Annotated in this window: 16 protein-coding genes and 1 riboswitch; of the genes, 9 read left to right on the top strand and 7 right to left on the bottom strand. The window is 68.9% G+C overall.

Going from position 1 to position 13,933, the window contains the following annotated elements; all coding sequences use genetic code 11:
* Positions 1 to 31: 31 nt before the first annotated feature.
* Both QH948_RS06910 and QH948_RS06905 read right to left on the bottom strand, forming a co-directional pair.
* Positions 32 to 865, bottom strand: a complete 834-nt coding sequence (locus tag QH948_RS06910; RefSeq protein WP_281146089.1) for a DUF3293 domain-containing protein — start codon at positions 863 to 865, stop codon at positions 32 to 34.
* Positions 866 to 899: 34 nt separating this feature from the next.
* A riboswitch (SAM riboswitch) is annotated at positions 900 to 1,012 on the bottom strand.
* 71 nt (positions 1,013 to 1,083) lie between these two features.
* Entirely contained in the window at positions 1,084 to 1,350 is a 267-nt protein-coding gene (locus tag QH948_RS06905; RefSeq protein WP_281146088.1) for an acylphosphatase, read from the bottom strand.
* A gap of 271 nt (positions 1,351 to 1,621) precedes the next feature.
* Here QH948_RS06905 and QH948_RS06900 point away from each other — a divergent pair, with 271 nt between their 5' ends.
* Positions 1,622 to 2,476: a DUF222 domain-containing protein gene (locus tag QH948_RS06900; RefSeq protein WP_281146087.1), complete on the top strand. Its 855-nt coding sequence runs from the start codon at positions 1,622 to 1,624 to the stop codon at positions 2,474 to 2,476.
* Here QH948_RS06900 and QH948_RS06895 read toward each other — a convergent pair.
* Positions 2,452 to 3,608, bottom strand: a protein-coding gene (locus tag QH948_RS06895; protein ID WP_438874087.1) for an IS3 family transposase whose coding sequence is annotated in 2 segments (ribosomal slippage) — positions 2,452 to 3,344 and positions 3,344 to 3,608 — 1,158 coding nt in all. Because the reading frame shifts where the segments join, the coding sequence is not laid out codon by codon here. The genes QH948_RS06900 and QH948_RS06895 overlap by 25 nt on opposite strands.
* Positions 3,609 to 3,794: 186 nt before the next feature.
* On the opposite strand from QH948_RS06895, the gene QH948_RS06890 reads away from it, so the two are divergent.
* On the top strand, positions 3,795 to 4,367 hold the full coding sequence (locus tag QH948_RS06890; RefSeq protein ID WP_281146086.1) for an HNH endonuclease signature motif containing protein: 573 nt from the start codon (positions 3,795 to 3,797) through the stop codon (positions 4,365 to 4,367).
* 592 nt (positions 4,368 to 4,959) lie between these two features.
* Here the strand turns inward: QH948_RS06890 and QH948_RS06885 are convergent.
* The gene (locus tag QH948_RS06885) at positions 4,960 to 5,259 is read right to left on the bottom strand and encodes a hypothetical protein (protein ID WP_281146085.1); all 300 of its coding nucleotides are present in this window, start codon (positions 5,257 to 5,259) and stop codon (positions 4,960 to 4,962) included.
* A complete protein-coding gene (locus QH948_RS06880; protein ID WP_281146084.1) occupies positions 5,256 to 6,002 on the bottom strand; it encodes an FAD-dependent oxidoreductase in 747 nt (248 codons plus the stop codon). Before QH948_RS06880 ends, QH948_RS06885 begins: the two co-directional genes overlap by 4 nt.
* A gap of 113 nt (positions 6,003 to 6,115) precedes the next feature.
* Between QH948_RS06880 and QH948_RS06875 the strand changes: the two genes are divergently transcribed.
* Positions 6,116 to 6,475, top strand: coding sequence for an iron chaperone (locus QH948_RS06875; protein ID WP_281146083.1), 360 nt, complete (start codon positions 6,116 to 6,118; stop codon positions 6,473 to 6,475).
* Positions 6,476 to 6,518: 43 nt separating this feature from the next.
* On the top strand, positions 6,519 to 6,881 hold the full coding sequence (locus QH948_RS06870; RefSeq protein ID WP_281146082.1) for a hypothetical protein: 363 nt from the start codon (positions 6,519 to 6,521) through the stop codon (positions 6,879 to 6,881).
* Between the two features lie 60 nt (positions 6,882 to 6,941).
* Here QH948_RS06870 and QH948_RS06865 read toward each other — a convergent pair whose 3' ends face one another.
* On the bottom strand, positions 6,942 to 7,796 hold the full coding sequence (locus QH948_RS06865; protein ID WP_281146081.1) for an NAD-dependent epimerase/dehydratase family protein: 855 nt from the start codon (positions 7,794 to 7,796) through the stop codon (positions 6,942 to 6,944).
* 70 nt (positions 7,797 to 7,866) lie between these two features.
* Here QH948_RS06865 and QH948_RS06860 point away from each other — a divergent pair, with 70 nt between their 5' ends.
* Positions 7,867 to 8,292, top strand: coding sequence for an HAD family hydrolase (locus tag QH948_RS06860; RefSeq protein WP_281146080.1), 426 nt, complete (start codon positions 7,867 to 7,869; stop codon positions 8,290 to 8,292).
* A gap of 24 nt (positions 8,293 to 8,316) precedes the next feature.
* On the opposite strand, the gene QH948_RS06855 is transcribed toward QH948_RS06860, so the two are convergent.
* Positions 8,317 to 9,027 (bottom strand): NYN domain-containing protein, encoded by a 711-nt coding sequence (locus QH948_RS06855; RefSeq protein ID WP_281146079.1) that lies wholly within the window; start codon positions 9,025 to 9,027, stop codon positions 8,317 to 8,319.
* A 109-nt stretch (positions 9,028 to 9,136) separates the two neighbouring features.
* Here QH948_RS06855 and QH948_RS06850 point away from each other — a divergent pair, with 109 nt between their 5' ends.
* From QH948_RS06850 to QH948_RS06835, 4 genes are all read left to right on the top strand, one after another.
* Positions 9,137 to 9,901, top strand: a complete 765-nt coding sequence (locus QH948_RS06850; RefSeq protein ID WP_281146078.1) for an SGNH/GDSL hydrolase family protein — start codon at positions 9,137 to 9,139, stop codon at positions 9,899 to 9,901.
* 117 nt (positions 9,902 to 10,018) lie between these two features.
* Positions 10,019 to 11,692 carry a nuclease-related domain-containing DEAD/DEAH box helicase gene (locus tag QH948_RS06845; protein WP_281146077.1) on the top strand — a complete coding sequence of 558 codons (1,674 nt, stop codon included), beginning with the start codon at positions 10,019 to 10,021 and terminating at the stop codon, positions 11,690 to 11,692.
* Positions 11,693 to 11,857: 165 nt separating this feature from the next.
* The gene (locus QH948_RS06840; RefSeq protein ID WP_281146076.1) at positions 11,858 to 13,468 is read left to right on the top strand and encodes an MDR family MFS transporter; all 1,611 of its coding nucleotides are present in this window, start codon (positions 11,858 to 11,860) and stop codon (positions 13,466 to 13,468) included.
* Positions 13,469 to 13,924: a MarR family winged helix-turn-helix transcriptional regulator gene (locus QH948_RS06835; protein WP_281146075.1), complete on the top strand. Its 456-nt coding sequence runs from the start codon at positions 13,469 to 13,471 to the stop codon at positions 13,922 to 13,924.
* Positions 13,925 to 13,933 lie beyond the last annotated feature (9 nt).

Below are 13,933 nucleotides of genomic sequence, written 5' to 3'. Positions count from 1 at the left end.
GCGGCGATCCGGTCCGCCCCGGGTAGGGAGATCACTCTTCTCCTCGCACCACCCGGGGCGGACCCCATTGCCAGCCACCTTCACGCGAAGGCGTGAAGTGTTCGGAGCTGTCCGGTCCCTGAGGGCCCTCCCCCTGGCACACGCCGCAGCCGAAGGCGTCCAGGAGCAGGGAGCGGTGCAGCCTCCACGCCAGGTAGGCCTCACGTGATCCGCTGGTCCATCCGCCACCGTGGGCCTTGCATACCCCGTCGGCGCCCCGCCGGAGCGGGCAGCCGATGAGCGCCGGGACCAGCGCGACGGGGGTCGGTGTCGGGTCACCCACATTCACTCCCTGCATGGTGGCGCGAGGGGCGAGCCCATCGGCGTCCCAGCGCAGAATCACCGCCTGCCCGTGGTAGGCGGCCTGATCCGCCACTTCGTCCTCCGGCACGCCCCGGATGAGCGCCCCCGGCTCGACCCAGCTGCGGTCGGGGGATGTGGTCACGGTGGGGGACCACCGCCATTCGTTGAAGCCCAGGAAGCACCTGAGCCCGAGCAGGGTGGCGTCGTCGTCCTCGCGGCTCGTCAGGCGCCCGGCCGCGTGGGTCCCGGCGATGATGAACGCCTCCCGGCAGCCGGTGCCGAACACCTCGGACGGTGAGGAGGAGGGGGATGCCGTGCCAGGGACGAGGTCGACAGCTCCAACCGAGGCCCCGGCCGGCCAGAGGCGCACGATGTTCGAGCGGTAGGAATCCTCGACGCTCTCGGCGTGGGGTCGTCGGACGACGCCGTCGACCCGCGCCCAGTGCCGTGATGGGATCGACGGGTTGGGGATCTGGTCGTCGGGGAAGGTGCCATGCCCGGGGCGGAGCGGAAGTCTGGTCATGGAGGGATCTCCTCGTCTCCGAGCCTCGTCGGGACGAGGCCGCTTGACCTCAGCTGTCTGCCGGGGCCGGGTCTTCCTCGGGAAGCACCGGAGCGGCCCCGGTTGCTGCGCGACCACCCCGAGGAGTTGGGGCCGCGACTCTTGACCTGACACTGAGTATGCCGACGACCTCCGACAACTGTGCGGATCTGTGCGAAATACGCGGTGGGCGGTACCGGTCAGCCGACGGTGAATCCGCTCCCGCCAGTCGGCGCGATCTCCCTCACCTCGACGCTCGTCACGCGTGCGTAGTCCGGCCCCTGCCGAGACCAGCTGACCATCGCCACCACGGCATCGTCCGGCCCCTCGAACTCGGCCCGCACCGTGCCATCCGGCTCGTTGCGGACCCAGCCGACGAGGCCCAGGCGTTGCGCCTCGCTGCGGCAGTGATACCGGAAGCCGACGCCCTGCACCCGGCCGCGAATGACGACCTCGACGCGCCTCATCCGGTCCACACGTCCATCGAGCCCGACGCCATCGAAGAATGCTCCATGCAGACATCGTCGGTCCCCAGAGCCGACGAGGCAACCACCGTTGAGGTCGGACGCGACACCGCACAGCCGCCGAGGCCTCCGCCGGACTCCGGTGGCGGCCTCGCTGCTATCCATGTGGCCGTTGGCAAGGGGATTCAGCCGAGGTTGTTCGCCGTGAGTGAATGCGCCACGAATCGACACAGGTCGTTCAGAAACTGTCAGTGGGGGTCCGTAGCCTCGCGTTATGGGGGATGAGCAGTTGTCGACGAGCGCGGCGTTGGTCGCGATCGACGGCGCGCTTTCTTCCATCGATCACTCCCAGCGCACCGGGATCGACCACCGTGAACGGCTGGAGCTGCTGCGGCAGGTGCGTCGCGCGAAGGACCGGCTGGCCGGGTTGGAGGCATGCCTGATCTCGGAGGCCGAGGAGCGCGGCTCGGCGGAGGTGGTGAGCGGGACGCAGCTCTCGAGCCTGTTGGGCAGGGAGGAGCACCTCGACCGGAGTGAGGCTCGCCGTCAGGTGGGTCAGGCGGGGCGGATCGCCCGGCATTCCGACGTGGCGAGGGCCGTGGTGGACGGGACCCTCAGCCCGGGCCATGCCGTCAGCGTCGGCGAGGCGCTCGGGCGGCTGCCCCTCGCGCTGACCGAGGAGCAGCGGGCCAGCGCCCGCGGGTTCCTGCTGGAGAAGGCGCGTTCGGCCACCCCGCGGCAGGTGGCCGAGACCCATGACGAGGTGCTGCAGGCGGTGGCGCCGGAACTGCTGCCGACTCCCGCGCAGGTCGACGCCCAGCTGCGTCGGCAGCGTGAGCGGGCGCTCCAGCGTCGTCACCTGGTCTACGCGCCCGATCCCGAGCATCCTGGATCCTGGTTCTTCAAGGGCTCCCTGCCTGTACTCGAGGCCGAGATCGTGGTGAACGCGATCACCGCGGAGGTCGCGGATCGAAAGCGGGCCGAGCGCCGTCAGCGACACCGGGACCTGACTCCTACCTGGCAGCAGCGCCAGGCCGACGCACTGGTCGCCGTCGTGACAGGGGGGACTGCCCCCAGTTTGCTTGACAGATTTCTAGGGGTGGGTCAGGCGGCCTGTGTGGTCGTGTGATGGACTGCTTCGAACTCTACTGGGGTGAGTTTGCCGAGACGCCGTTGGCGGCGTCGGCGGTGGTAAGACTTCTCGATCCAGGTGATCATGGCCAGCCGCAGCTCGGCCCGGCTGGTCCACGGGTGGCGGTTGAGGACGTTCTTCTGCAGCAGCGCGAAGAAGCTCTCCATGGCGGCATTGTCGGGACTTGAGGCGACCCTGCCCATGGAACCTGTGAGGTCGTGGACCTTCAACTCGGCCACATAGGTGTGGGCTCGGAATTGGCTGCCTCGGTCCGAGTGGACGATGCAACCAGCAACTGGTCCGCGACGTTGGACGGCCATGCGCAGGGCGTTGATCGCGATCCGCTTCTTCATGCGGGTGTCGATCGAGTACCCCACAATGCGGTTGGACCAGACGTCCTTGACCGCACACAGGTACAGCTTGCCCTCGCTGGTGCGGTGCTCGGTGATGTCGGTCAACCACAACCGGTTAGGCCCCTCGGCATGGAACTGGCGCTGCACCAGGTCATCGTGGACCGCCGGCCCGGGCTTCTTCCATGACCCGTTCTTGACCGAGTGGAACGAACGGATCCGCTGCAGCTTGCAGAGCCGGTGGACTCGGTTCTCACCAGCGGTGATGCCCATCTCGGGCAGGTCATCGGCGATGAGGCGATAACCCAGACCAGGGTCTTCGGCATGCAGGTCGATGGCGGCGTTGATCAGGTGTGCATCGTCCCAGTCGCGCTGCGAGACTGGGCAGGCGAGCCACTGGTAGTAGGCCTGCCGCGAGAAGCCCAGCACCCGGCAGGAGACCGCGACCGGCACCCGGAGCGTCCCCTTGGTCTGGGCCAGGTCGGTGACCAAGGGGAACATCATTTTGGGTTGATGTCGCGGGACAGGTAGGCGGCGGCGCGGCGCAGGACTTCGTTCTCCTGCTCCAGCAGCCGGATGCGCTTGTTGGCTTCCCGTAGTTCGGCTGCGGAGCGGTTGTCTGCGGCGGGGGCATCAACACGATCGGCCTTGGCCAGCCAGTTGCGCAGGCAGGACTCACTGATCCCGAAGTCCTTGGCGATCTGGCCGATCGGGGCCTCGCCCTTGCGGGCGACCGCGATCACATCATCGCGGAACTCTTTCGGATGGGGCTTGGGCATGACATGCATCCTCTCACCAGGCCCTCACGGACCTGAGATGTTGATGTCAACCAAACCCGGGGCAGTCCCGGGAAGGTTCGCGCCGAGTCGAGTGATGAGGTTTCTGCGCTGTTCGTTGACCCTGCCGCGCTTGCTGAGGCTCCCGCAGTCGCGGTTGAGCCTGAGGCCGGTAACGAGGCTTCTGTGGTGGCCGCTCAGCTTGCGGCACCCGCCCGGCCGGAGAAGGACGTGGCCGGGGCCGGATCGGCTGGTGCGCCGCCGCAGCCGACGCTTGTCCCACCCGGTGCACGGGCACGGCCGACGCTCGTGGTGACCGTCAGCTACGAGGAACTGCTGTGCCAAGGGTACGCGGGTGGCGTCCTGGCGTCCGGTCAGAGGATCCCGGCGGGGGAGCTGCGAAGGATCGCCTGCGACGCCGAGGTGATTCCGGTGGTGTTGGGCGGGCGTTCCGAGATCCTCGACCTTGGCAGGTCGGAGCGGTGGGTCACGCCCGCGCTCCGGCAGGCGCTGGTGATCCGTGACGGGGGCTGCATCTTCCCCGGCTGCGGGGCCACGGCTGTCGAGTGCGAAGCCCACCACATCGTTCCGTGGTGGGCAGGCGGACCGACGTCGCTGGAGAACCTGGCGCTCGTGTGCCCGTTCCACCACGCCAAACTGGAACCCACCCGCACCAGCGGAGTCGAGAACCGCGACGGCTGGCGCATCGTCATCGACCCCGCCACCCGACGACCCGTCGTCGTGGAGCCGGACACCGGCTGACCGCCCCACTGATCCTGGGTCGCCGAGCACTTCGACTAGCTCAGCACATGCACTTCGACGAGCTCAGCACACGCACTTCGACGAGCTCAGCACACGCTTGTCGAGGTGCCTCGAGCGGAGCGAGAGGTCGGACCGGCTTCGGACTTCCCCGGCTGCGTTCAGGGCGTCTCGGCAGTCTGCGGACCAGGTGCCGGCTTGACGAGAGCGGGCTTTTAGCTTGTGGAGAGGTGTCTGGCGCGTCGTCGTGGTGCGCAACTGTGGCCTGGCCCACATCACGCGGCCTGTTTCCGTATGCCGCGCTCGGCCACAGTAGCGCGGGGCGGGGTCGGTCCCTTCGCTGCGCTCAGGGCGCTTCGACAGGCTCAGCGATCCGGTTCGCGGGTCCCTTCGTCAGGCTCAGTCCGGGTCGCCGAGCACTTCGACTAGCTCAGCACATGCACTTCGACGAGCTCAGCACACGCACTTCGACTAGCTCAGGACATGCACTTCGACTAGCTCAGCACATGCACTTCGACTAGCTCAGCACATCGCTTCTCGGGGTGCCTCGAGCGGAGCCGAGAGGTCTGCCGGGCGGGTGTTCCCTTCCCTGTGCTCAGGGCGCTTCGACAGGCTCAACGACCCGACCCGCGACCGCGAGGTCGAAGGCGTCCTCGACGAGCCAGCCGTTGACCGCGCCGCCGGTGAAGGAGGCGGCTCCCATGGACATGGGGACGTTCGCGCCGGGTGGGAGCACGTTGCCCACGTCCCAGATGCGGGGGTGGCTCGTCCTTCCCGTGCTAGCCACGGCGAGGGTCATCCCGGCGCCGGGCATGGGCTCGGCCCTGGCCAGGTCGAGACTGTCCAGGAACCCGTCGTGGGGACTCGGGGGAACGGCGGTTATGAGCGCGCTCACCGGCGTGGTCCGAGTACGACGGCGTGACCGTCGTGACCGACAAGAGGAGCGGCCGTGAAGATCGCGCTCACCGCCGTGGTCCGGCCGTCGGCCGTGCTGACTCCGGTGAGGGCGTCGTCGGCGACAACGATCCCGGTCACCGGGCTGTCGACCACCTCGATGCCACGAGCGGCCAGCCGCTGGCGAACGGCTGGTTCGAGGGGTCCGGCTGCCGCAGCGAAGTACACGAGATCGTCGGTCCACTGGCGGACCATGCGGACCTGATGCAGGCTCATCGGGGAGGTCGCGAGGACCCCGATCCGCTGGCCGCGGACCTCCCAGCCGTGGCAGTAGGGGCAGTGCAGCACGTCCACTCCCCACCGGTCCGCGAGCCCCGGCGCCTCGGGCAGCACGTCCGTGATGCCCGTCGCGACGATGAGAGTACGGGCCCGGAGCTCCTGACCGGTACCGGTGGTCACCGTCACCCCGTCCGTGCCGTCACCGACCTTTGCCACAGCCCCGTCGAGGAACCGGACCCCGTAGGCGGCGACCTCCTCCCGGCCGGCGCGGACCAGATCGAGGGGAGAGCGGCTGTCGTGACCGAGGACGCCGTGCATGTGAGCGGCGAACCGGTTGCGCTGGCTGCCTGCGTCGATCACCAGGACGTGCCGGCCCGCGCGACTGAGCACCATGGCCGCCGACAGACCGGCCGCCCCGCCTCCGACGACCATCGAGTCCCACAAGGACTGAAGAGTGCTGCACATCCATGCGGTCATCGTCGGTCCCGCCGGCTCAGCAGGCAACGATTCTTGCTGAACTGGCAAATCGCTGTCGGCGTGACGGACGTCGGGTGCCGGCGGTCTGGGAGGATGGCGAGGTGGCGCGGGTCTCATCAGCGCACGACGAGTACATCGCACGGGCCCCGGAGCGGTTCAGGCCGATCCTCCGGGAGCTGCGCGGCTGCGTCGCTGCGGCCCTGCCGGAGGCCGACGAGGTCATGGGATACGGCATGCCGGGCTTCAGCATCGCCGGCGTCACCGTCGTCGGATACGCCGCCTTCAGCAGGCAGTGCGGCCTCTACCTGCCGGCCGAGGCCATCACCGGGCAGGCCGAGTCCCTGACGGCCGCCGGGCTGAAGCGCTCCAAGACGGGCGTCACGTTCACCGTCGCCCGGCCGATCCCGGATGACCTCCTGGACCGGCTGCTGCGATCCGCCCGGCGGCACCTCGGCGTGTAGCGGAGGCGCCGTGGGCACGACGGGGCTGGCTAGAGTCGCCTGCATGCCACGTCCACTCAGCAGCAGAGAACGGCTGGTTCTCGTGGCCATGATCGATCACGCCGAGCCGTTCGACGGGGAACCCCGGCCCACCACCGCTGCCCGACAATCCTGGCGCACCCAGGTCCCCAGCCTCCTGGTCGACTCCGTGTGTGAATGCGGAGACTGTCCCAGCGTCTCTCTCGCCCCGGCCTCCGTACCTGCCGGAGTCCCAGGAGCGGAACGCGCGGTCCTGGGCGCGGGCCTCAGCGACGCGTTGGTCCTCCTCTTCGTCGACGGGGGCACCCCGAGCTATCTGGAACTCGCACCGCATGGTGAGGGCACCCGCTACACCGAGTTTCCTGACGCGGACCTGTTGGAGTTCTAGCCCCGCCAGGCTCATCGCCGACGACGCCTGGCGCGGACTCCGAGGGACCCGGTTCCCGCGCTACGCCTCGTCGCGCCAGGTGTGCTGTGGTTCGAAGCCGAGGAGACGGCGGGCCTTGTCGATGCCAAGCAGGGTCCGGGTGCCCTCGACGCCGCGCAGGGGCACGTTCGGGAACAGCTCCGCCATCAGGTCGGCGCTGTCGGTCTCCATCACGGTGTCGGCGTTGGCGATGATGAACGCCTCGAAGCCGGGCAGTTCCGTCTCGAGCGCGCGCTGGACCGCCTGGGCGCCGTCTCTGGCGTCGATGTAACCCCACAGGTTCCAGCGGCGCACCTGAGGGTCGCCCTGCCAGGTCGGGAAGGTCGCGTAGTCGTGGGGCTCCATGACGTTGGAGAACCTGAGCCCGATGATGGACAACTCCGGGTCCCAGCGGGCGAAGTGGCGCGCCATCTCCTCCTCGACGGCCTTGCCCATGGAGTAGGTGGAGTTGGGGCGGACGGGGTACTCCTCGTCGACGGGGGCGTACGGCGGCTCCTCGTCGAAGGGCAGCCCGAGCACGGTCTCGCTGGAGGCCCACACGACCTTCTTCACGCCGGCCACGCGGGCGGCCTGGAAGACGTTGAAGGTGGCGGGCACGTTGTTGTGGAACGTCGCCGTGTTGGTCACCAGCCCAGGGGCGGGCACCGCGGCGAGGTGCACCACCGCGTCGACGCGGCCGCCCCGCTCATCGACGCCGGTCACGAGGTCGAACACCTGGGCTGCGTCGGTGAGGTCGGCCAGCACGAAGGTGCCGGGCGTGCCGGGAGCGGGCGCGGTGCGGTCGGTGGCGAGGACGTCGTACCCCTCGCTGACAAGGTGTCGGACGACGGCCCGACCGAGTTTTCCGCTGCTGCCTGTGACGAGTACGCGAGTCATGCGGGCAACCCTAGCAACGAGCGACCTGTGGTCAGTCCACTAACGGGAGGCGCGCCTGAACGGCGGATTCATGGCCAGCGACTTCGCCCGCAACCTCGCCTACCGCGGCCCCTTCGAGCGCGAGGGCGTCGGGAAGGCGACGTTCGTCGGCTTCGGCGACACGTCGATGTCCCAGGTGCGGGCGGCCTTCGAAGGTCAGCTCGACATCATCGCCGGGACGGTCCCACTCTTCGGCGATCTCTCGGGCGAGCTGTGCCAGCCGGGCGTGAACAAGGCCACCGCGATCGAGGCGGTGATCGGGCACCTGGGGATCGACCACGCGGCGACGATCGGGATCGGCGACGGGTCCAACGACCTCGAGATGCTCGACTACTGCGCCGTCGGAATCGCGATGGGCAACGCCTCGTCGGCCGCGAAGTCGGCCGCCGACGAGACCACGAGCGCCATCCTGGACGACGGCATCTGGCACGCCTTCCGGTCGCAGGGGCTCATCTGACAGGGCCAACAGCGCTGCCCCAAGTCACTTCGCCTGGAGCCGCACCGCCACGTTCGTCGTCCCCTCGTCGCGGAACTCGAAGCCCGGCAGCGACTTCAGCACCTTCGTCCAGGTCGGCTTGCCGTGGTCCTTGGCGGACTGCCCGTGCTGCTGCCGGATCTGGTTCGCGACAGTGCTGACCCGCGCCCAGCCCTGCTTGTCGGCATTCCGCGCGATCACCTGCGCCAGGATCTCGTTCAGGGTGGGTTCGCGCTTCGGTTCGGCCTTCTTCTTCGTGCCAGCCTGGGCGGCGGGCTCCTCCGTCTTGCCCGCCAGGACTTTGAACGACGTGCACGCAGCCCGGAACGACGCGGCCGTGTCGACGCGGCCGAAGCCGAGGACGATCGCGCCCCGCTCACGGAGGTAGTTCGCGAGCGGTGTGTAGTCGGAGTCGCTCGACACGATGGCGAACACGTCGGGCCGCAGCGAGTGGAAGATGTCGACCGCGTCGATGACAAGCGCGAGGTCCGTGGCGTTCTTGCCCTTGACCGGATCCGACTGCTGCACCGCCCGGAAGCCTCGGCTGGTCAGCTCCGCGTCCCAGGCCCGCAGCGCGGGCTTGAACCAGTTGCCATAGGCCCGGCGGATCCGGACATCACCGACCTTGGCGAGGTCGGCCAGCACCTTGTCGATGCTGGCGGAGGGCGCGTTGTCGGCGTCCACGAGGAGGGCGACGGTCTGCGGGGAACTGATCACGCTCGGCACACTAGCCGCCCGCAGACCGGTACGGCCGGCGTGTCACGGCGGAGGCGACACTCACCCCGAAATCGGCCCCCCAAACTCGATCCGGGCCTAGTCTCGACGCATGGACATGCAGTCGCGTCGGGGGCCGCGACGCTCGTCGGAGGGCCCTCGCAACCGGAAGTGGATCATTGCCCTTGCCGTGGCCGTCGTGGCCGGGCTCGTTGTCTGGGGGGTTGCGGTGGCGATCCGGAACCCCCTGACTACGCAGGCCACCTCGTCGGCGTCGCCAACCATGAGCGTCGCGGCGGGGGAGCGGCCTGTGGCGGTCTTCCTCGGCGACTCGTACACGCAGGGAGTCGGCGCCACCAGCAAGGCCGTGCGATGGACGACGCTGCTTGCCGCCAACGAGGGCTGGACCGAGGTCAACCTCGGCCGCGGCGGGACCGGCTACGTCTCCACCGCGGGGGTCAGCGGCTGTGGGCTCGAGTACTGCCCCTCGTACCCGGAGATGATCGCCGAGGAACTTCCCGTCGACGCCGACATCGCCGTCATCGCCGGTGGCCAGAACGACTTCAACGCCTGGAAGGAGGACAGCGCGAAGGTCACGGCGGCGATCGACTCGACGCTGAGCGCACTGCGCGCCGAACTCCCCGACGCGAAGATCATCGTGGTCGGCCCGTCCACGCCGTGGGAGGTCGGCCCCACAGTCATAGGCATGTCGGCTGTCGTGCAGGCCGCCGCGGCCTCCATAGATGCCACCTTCGTCCAGCTGATCGACCCACCGGTCCTGTCCGCTGACCTGCTTGCCGACGACGGCGCCCACCCTAACGACGAGGGGCACGCGGCGATCGCCGAGCGCGTGGCGGCCGGCATTGCCAACCGCTGAGTCCCCGTAGGTCGCCTGGTCGGAATGGATCTGGGAACCGGCTCCGACCCTCGTCAGGCCCGATACGCTCCTGTGAAGACAATCGATCGACGGCCGATCGTCCCCGAGGAGACCCGCATGGCGACCTGCGTCCCCGAGCAGCCCGCGTTCACCACGACCTCCGAGAAGGAGGTGTGGCAGAAGCTGCGGAGACAGCTCGGCCCTGACTGTGTGCTGCTGGCGAACTACCGCCTCAGTGACCAGCACAAGGACCATGAGGCCGACCTCGTCGTGCTCATGCCGGACTCCGGCATCGTCGTCATCGAGGTGAAGGGCAGCCACGTCTGGACTGACGCTGACGGCGGGTGGATGATCCAGCGGAATGACCGCGAGGAACGCATCCACCCCATCGATCAGGCCCGCGACGCAACCTACGCCCTGCGCAACTACGTGGAGTCCGATCCCCGCTGGGGGTCGCGCACGCGAATCAGGTGGAGCCACCACGTCGTCCTGGCGCGCACCGAGCTGGACGCGAACTTCGCCACACCGGACTGCCCGCGCTGGCAGGTCTCCGGGCAGGGCGACCTCGAGAACCTGGGCGAGCGGATCTGGGACACGACCTCCCTGCACCGCACCGATGCGCGCCCGCCGACGCGCGACGACGTCGAGCTGATCCAGGAGATCCTCCGGGGGCGACACCTACCCACCAGGGACGAGTCGGCGCTTGCCGAGGACCGCGCCGAGCTCGCCGACCGACTGACCATGGAGCAGACCAACCTGCTGAAGGTGACGCGGCTGCTCAACCGGATGGAGATCCGCGGCGCGGCGGGCAGCGGCAAGACAGTCCTCGCCATCAGTCAGGCCCTCGAGCTGGCGGCCGGACGGGTGACCGGGAAGCGGCAGCGGGTGGCGGTCGTCTGCTACAGCTACGGGCTGGCGCACCACCTGAAGCGCCACCTGGAAGTGGGCTCCAGGGGCAAGCGGCCATCATTCGTCGGCACCTTCGAGGACCTCGCGCGTTCGTGGGGGATCGAGATCGCCGGGTCGCGTGACGACTCGGAGTTCTGGGAGGACACGCTGCCGCGGCTGATGGCCGAGCGCGCGACGACGCTCACCGACGGCCAGAAGTTCGATGCCTTCATCGTCGACGAGGCCCAGGACTTCGCGGAGGACTGGTGGACGCCGCTGCTGGCCGCGCTCCGAGACGAGGAGACCGGGGGCATCTTCGCCTACAGCGACGAGAGGCAGAGGGTCTTCGCCCGCTTCGGGCGTCCATCGGTGGCGCTGGTGCCGCTGGTCCTCGACCACAACCTGCGCAACACCCGCCAGATCGCGCAGAGTTTCGCCTCACTCGCCCCGACGTCGATGGTGCTGCGTGGCGGAGAAGGGCCGGAGGTCGAGTTTGTCGAGGTGGACGTCGCCGACGCGCTGGATGCCGCGGACGACCAGGTCGAGCGCCTCATGGATGAGGGCTGGCGGCCGGGGGACATCGCCCTGCTGACCACCGGCGCGAGGCACCCGGTGCAGAAGGAGCAGCAGGAGGCCCTCGGGTTCGCGGCCTACTGGGAGGACTTCTGGTCCGAGGAGGACGTGTTCTACGGGCACGTCCTCGGGTTCAAGGGCATGGAACGACGCGCCGTCGTCCTCTGCCTGAACGAGCACGGCAACCGCGAGCGCGGCAGGGAGCGTCTCTACGTAGGCCTGTCCCGCGCCACCGACAAGCTGATCGTCGTCGGCGACCCGGACGTCATCGAGAGGGTCGGAGGCCCCGATGTCCTGAGTCGCCTCCGCGAGGGCGTCACCGGGGCCTGATTCCACGGGGGCACACCTTGCCTGAGGCCCTGACGGCCGGGGCCGCGCAGTCGTGTTGCGCTGGACCTTGGCGGAGCATATGGTTGACGCCGGTCAACTATTGACCGGTCAATTTCTTCTGTGACGCCAACCACGCCCATTCTCACCGAAGGAGCCCCTTCCTGCATGTCAGCTGATACCACTGCGCCCTCAAGCGCCCCCACCCAGACTCCGTTGGAGCACCGCCGCGTGCTGGAGGCGCTGGCCGGACTCATCCTTGGGATGTTCGTGTCCATGCTCGCCTCCACAGTCGTCTCGACGTCCCTTCCGGTGATCGTGCACGACCTCGAGGGAGACCAGAACTCCTACACCTGGGTGGTCACCGCCACCCTCCTGACCACAGCAATCTCGACGCCCATCTGGGGCAAGCTCGCCGACCTCACCAACCGCAAGCTGCTCTATCAGCTGGCCATCGTGATCTTCGTGCTTGCCACCGCCGCAGCCGGCTTCTCCCAGAGCGCCGCCATGCTCATCGCCATGCGCGCGATCCAGGGAATCGGAGCCGGCGGCCTCGCCGCCGTCAGCCAGGTCCTGATGGCCGACATCCTCAGCCCCAGGGAGCGGGGCCGCTACATGGGCCTGTTCGGGGCCGTCATGGCCGTGTCCACCATCGGCGGTCCGCTGCTCGGCGGCCTGATCACCGACTCCATCGGCTGGCGCTGGAACTTCTTCGTCGCCCTGCCCGTCGCGATCCTCGCGCTCGTGATCGTGCAGCTCACCCTGCACACCCCGCCGCGCCGCCCGGGGAAGGCGAGCATCGACTACCTCGGCATCGTCCTTCTCGCGGTGGCCGTGTCGCTCGTGCTGATCTGGATCACCTACGCCGGCGACTCCTACGACTGGTGGAGCACCACGACGCTCTGGATGGTCGGGGGCGCGGTGATCTGCGCCGTCGCGTTCGTCATCGTCGAGCTGCGCTCCAGCGAACCGCTGATCCCGCTCACGCTGTTCCGCGACGCGACCTTCACGCTCGCCGTCATCGCGTCGATCGCGACCGGCATCGCCATGTTCGGCGCCTCGGTCTTCCTCAGCCAGTACATGCAGCTCTCCCGCGGCGCGACCCCCACCGAGGCCGGCCTGATGACCATCCCGATGATCGCCGGCCTGCTCATCACGTCGATCGTCGTCGGCGGGCTCATCTCCAGGCATGGCATCTGGAAGCCCTATCTCGTCGTCGGCAGCGTGCTGCTGACGGCCGGCGCGGCCCTGCTGTCGACCATCCACTACGACACGAACTTCGCGCTCGTGTCCGTGTACATGTTCCTGCTCGGCGCAGGCGTCGGGATGACGATGCAGAACCTCGTGCTGGTCGTCCAGAACCGGGCCCTGCCCTCCCAGATCGGCGTCGCCAGCTCGGGCGTGACGTTCTTCCGCAGTCTCGGCGGCACCATCGGCGTCACGGTGATGGGCGCCGGCCTGGCGTCCCATGTGACCGAGCAGCTCACCCAGCGCAAGGGCGAGCTCATGCAGGCGGTCGCCAGCCTCGGCGACAAGGCCGCCTACTGGGGCCAGCAGCTCCAGTCGACCTCGGTGCCCAAGGTCTCCGAGATGCCGGAGCCGATCCGGGTCATCTTCGAGGACGTCTACGCGCAAGGCATCTCGCACGCGTTCCAGCTGGCCGTGCCGTTCGCGGTGCTCAGCATCCTCGCGATCGCCTTCCTCCCGAACGCGCCGCTGACCCGGATGACCACCAGTCAGCGCGCCGAGGAGTCGGCGGTCGCGGTGGACAATGGGTAGATGAACCCGCACCCAACCGACCGTGACGTGGCGGTCAAGGAGCTCGAGGGCGCGCTCCTTGACCTCATGTCCGAGTTCCGGCGCTTCTACGCGCACGCCGCGGAGCTGATCAGCCCCGGTATGGCCGTCGGGACGTTCCGGGCACTCATCATGGTCGACCGGATGGGCCCGACGACGGTCTCGGCCGTCGCGGAGCGGCTGCGCCTCGACAAGGGGCTGTGCAGCCGGCACGTGAGCGACCTCGTGCGTCTCGGCCTGGTCGACCAGGCGGACCGGAGGGTGCGGCGCCTCGTCGTCACGCCAGAGGCCACCCGCCGACTCGACGCTGTGCGGGTCAGCTACGAGCACATGATGGCCGGCGGGCTCGGCGACTGGCCGGTCGACCAGGTCGAGCGGCTCAGCTCGCTGATCACCGACCTCGCCGCCGGCCTGAGGGCCACCCCGGCCGGCGGGTGAGCCGACGGC

The sequence above is a fragment of the Tessaracoccus lacteus genome (assembly GCF_029917005.1).
Taxonomy (GTDB): domain Bacteria; phylum Actinomycetota; class Actinomycetes; order Propionibacteriales; family Propionibacteriaceae; genus Arachnia; species Arachnia lactea.
Note: the sequence above shows the minus strand (reverse complement) of the source record. Positions and strands in the feature narration are given on the sequence as shown.

Coding starts and splice junctions, on each gene's coding strand:
- QH948_RS06910 (WP_281146089.1), bottom strand. CDS start 865: ATGACCAGACTTCCGCTCCGCCCCGGGCATGGCACCTTCCCCGACGAC.
- QH948_RS06905 (WP_281146088.1), bottom strand. CDS start 1,350: ATGAGGCGCGTCGAGGTCGTCATTCGCGGCCGGGTGCAGGGCGTCGGC.
- QH948_RS06900 (WP_281146087.1), top strand. CDS start 1,622: ATGGGGGATGAGCAGTTGTCGACGAGCGCGGCGTTGGTCGCGATCGAC.
- QH948_RS06880 (WP_281146084.1), bottom strand. CDS start 6,002: ATGTGCAGCACTCTTCAGTCCTTGTGGGACTCGATGGTCGTCGGAGGC.
- QH948_RS06870 (WP_281146082.1), top strand. CDS start 6,519: ATGCCACGTCCACTCAGCAGCAGAGAACGGCTGGTTCTCGTGGCCATG.
- QH948_RS06865 (WP_281146081.1), bottom strand. CDS start 7,796: ATGACTCGCGTACTCGTCACAGGCAGCAGCGGAAAACTCGGTCGGGCC.
- QH948_RS06860 (WP_281146080.1), top strand. CDS start 7,867: ATGGCCAGCGACTTCGCCCGCAACCTCGCCTACCGCGGCCCCTTCGAG.
- QH948_RS06850 (WP_281146078.1), top strand. CDS start 9,137: ATGGACATGCAGTCGCGTCGGGGGCCGCGACGCTCGTCGGAGGGCCCT.
- QH948_RS06845 (WP_281146077.1), top strand. CDS start 10,019: ATGGCGACCTGCGTCCCCGAGCAGCCCGCGTTCACCACGACCTCCGAG.
- QH948_RS06840 (WP_281146076.1), top strand. CDS start 11,858: ATGTCAGCTGATACCACTGCGCCCTCAAGCGCCCCCACCCAGACTCCG.
- QH948_RS06835 (WP_281146075.1), top strand. CDS start 13,469: ATGAACCCGCACCCAACCGACCGTGACGTGGCGGTCAAGGAGCTCGAG.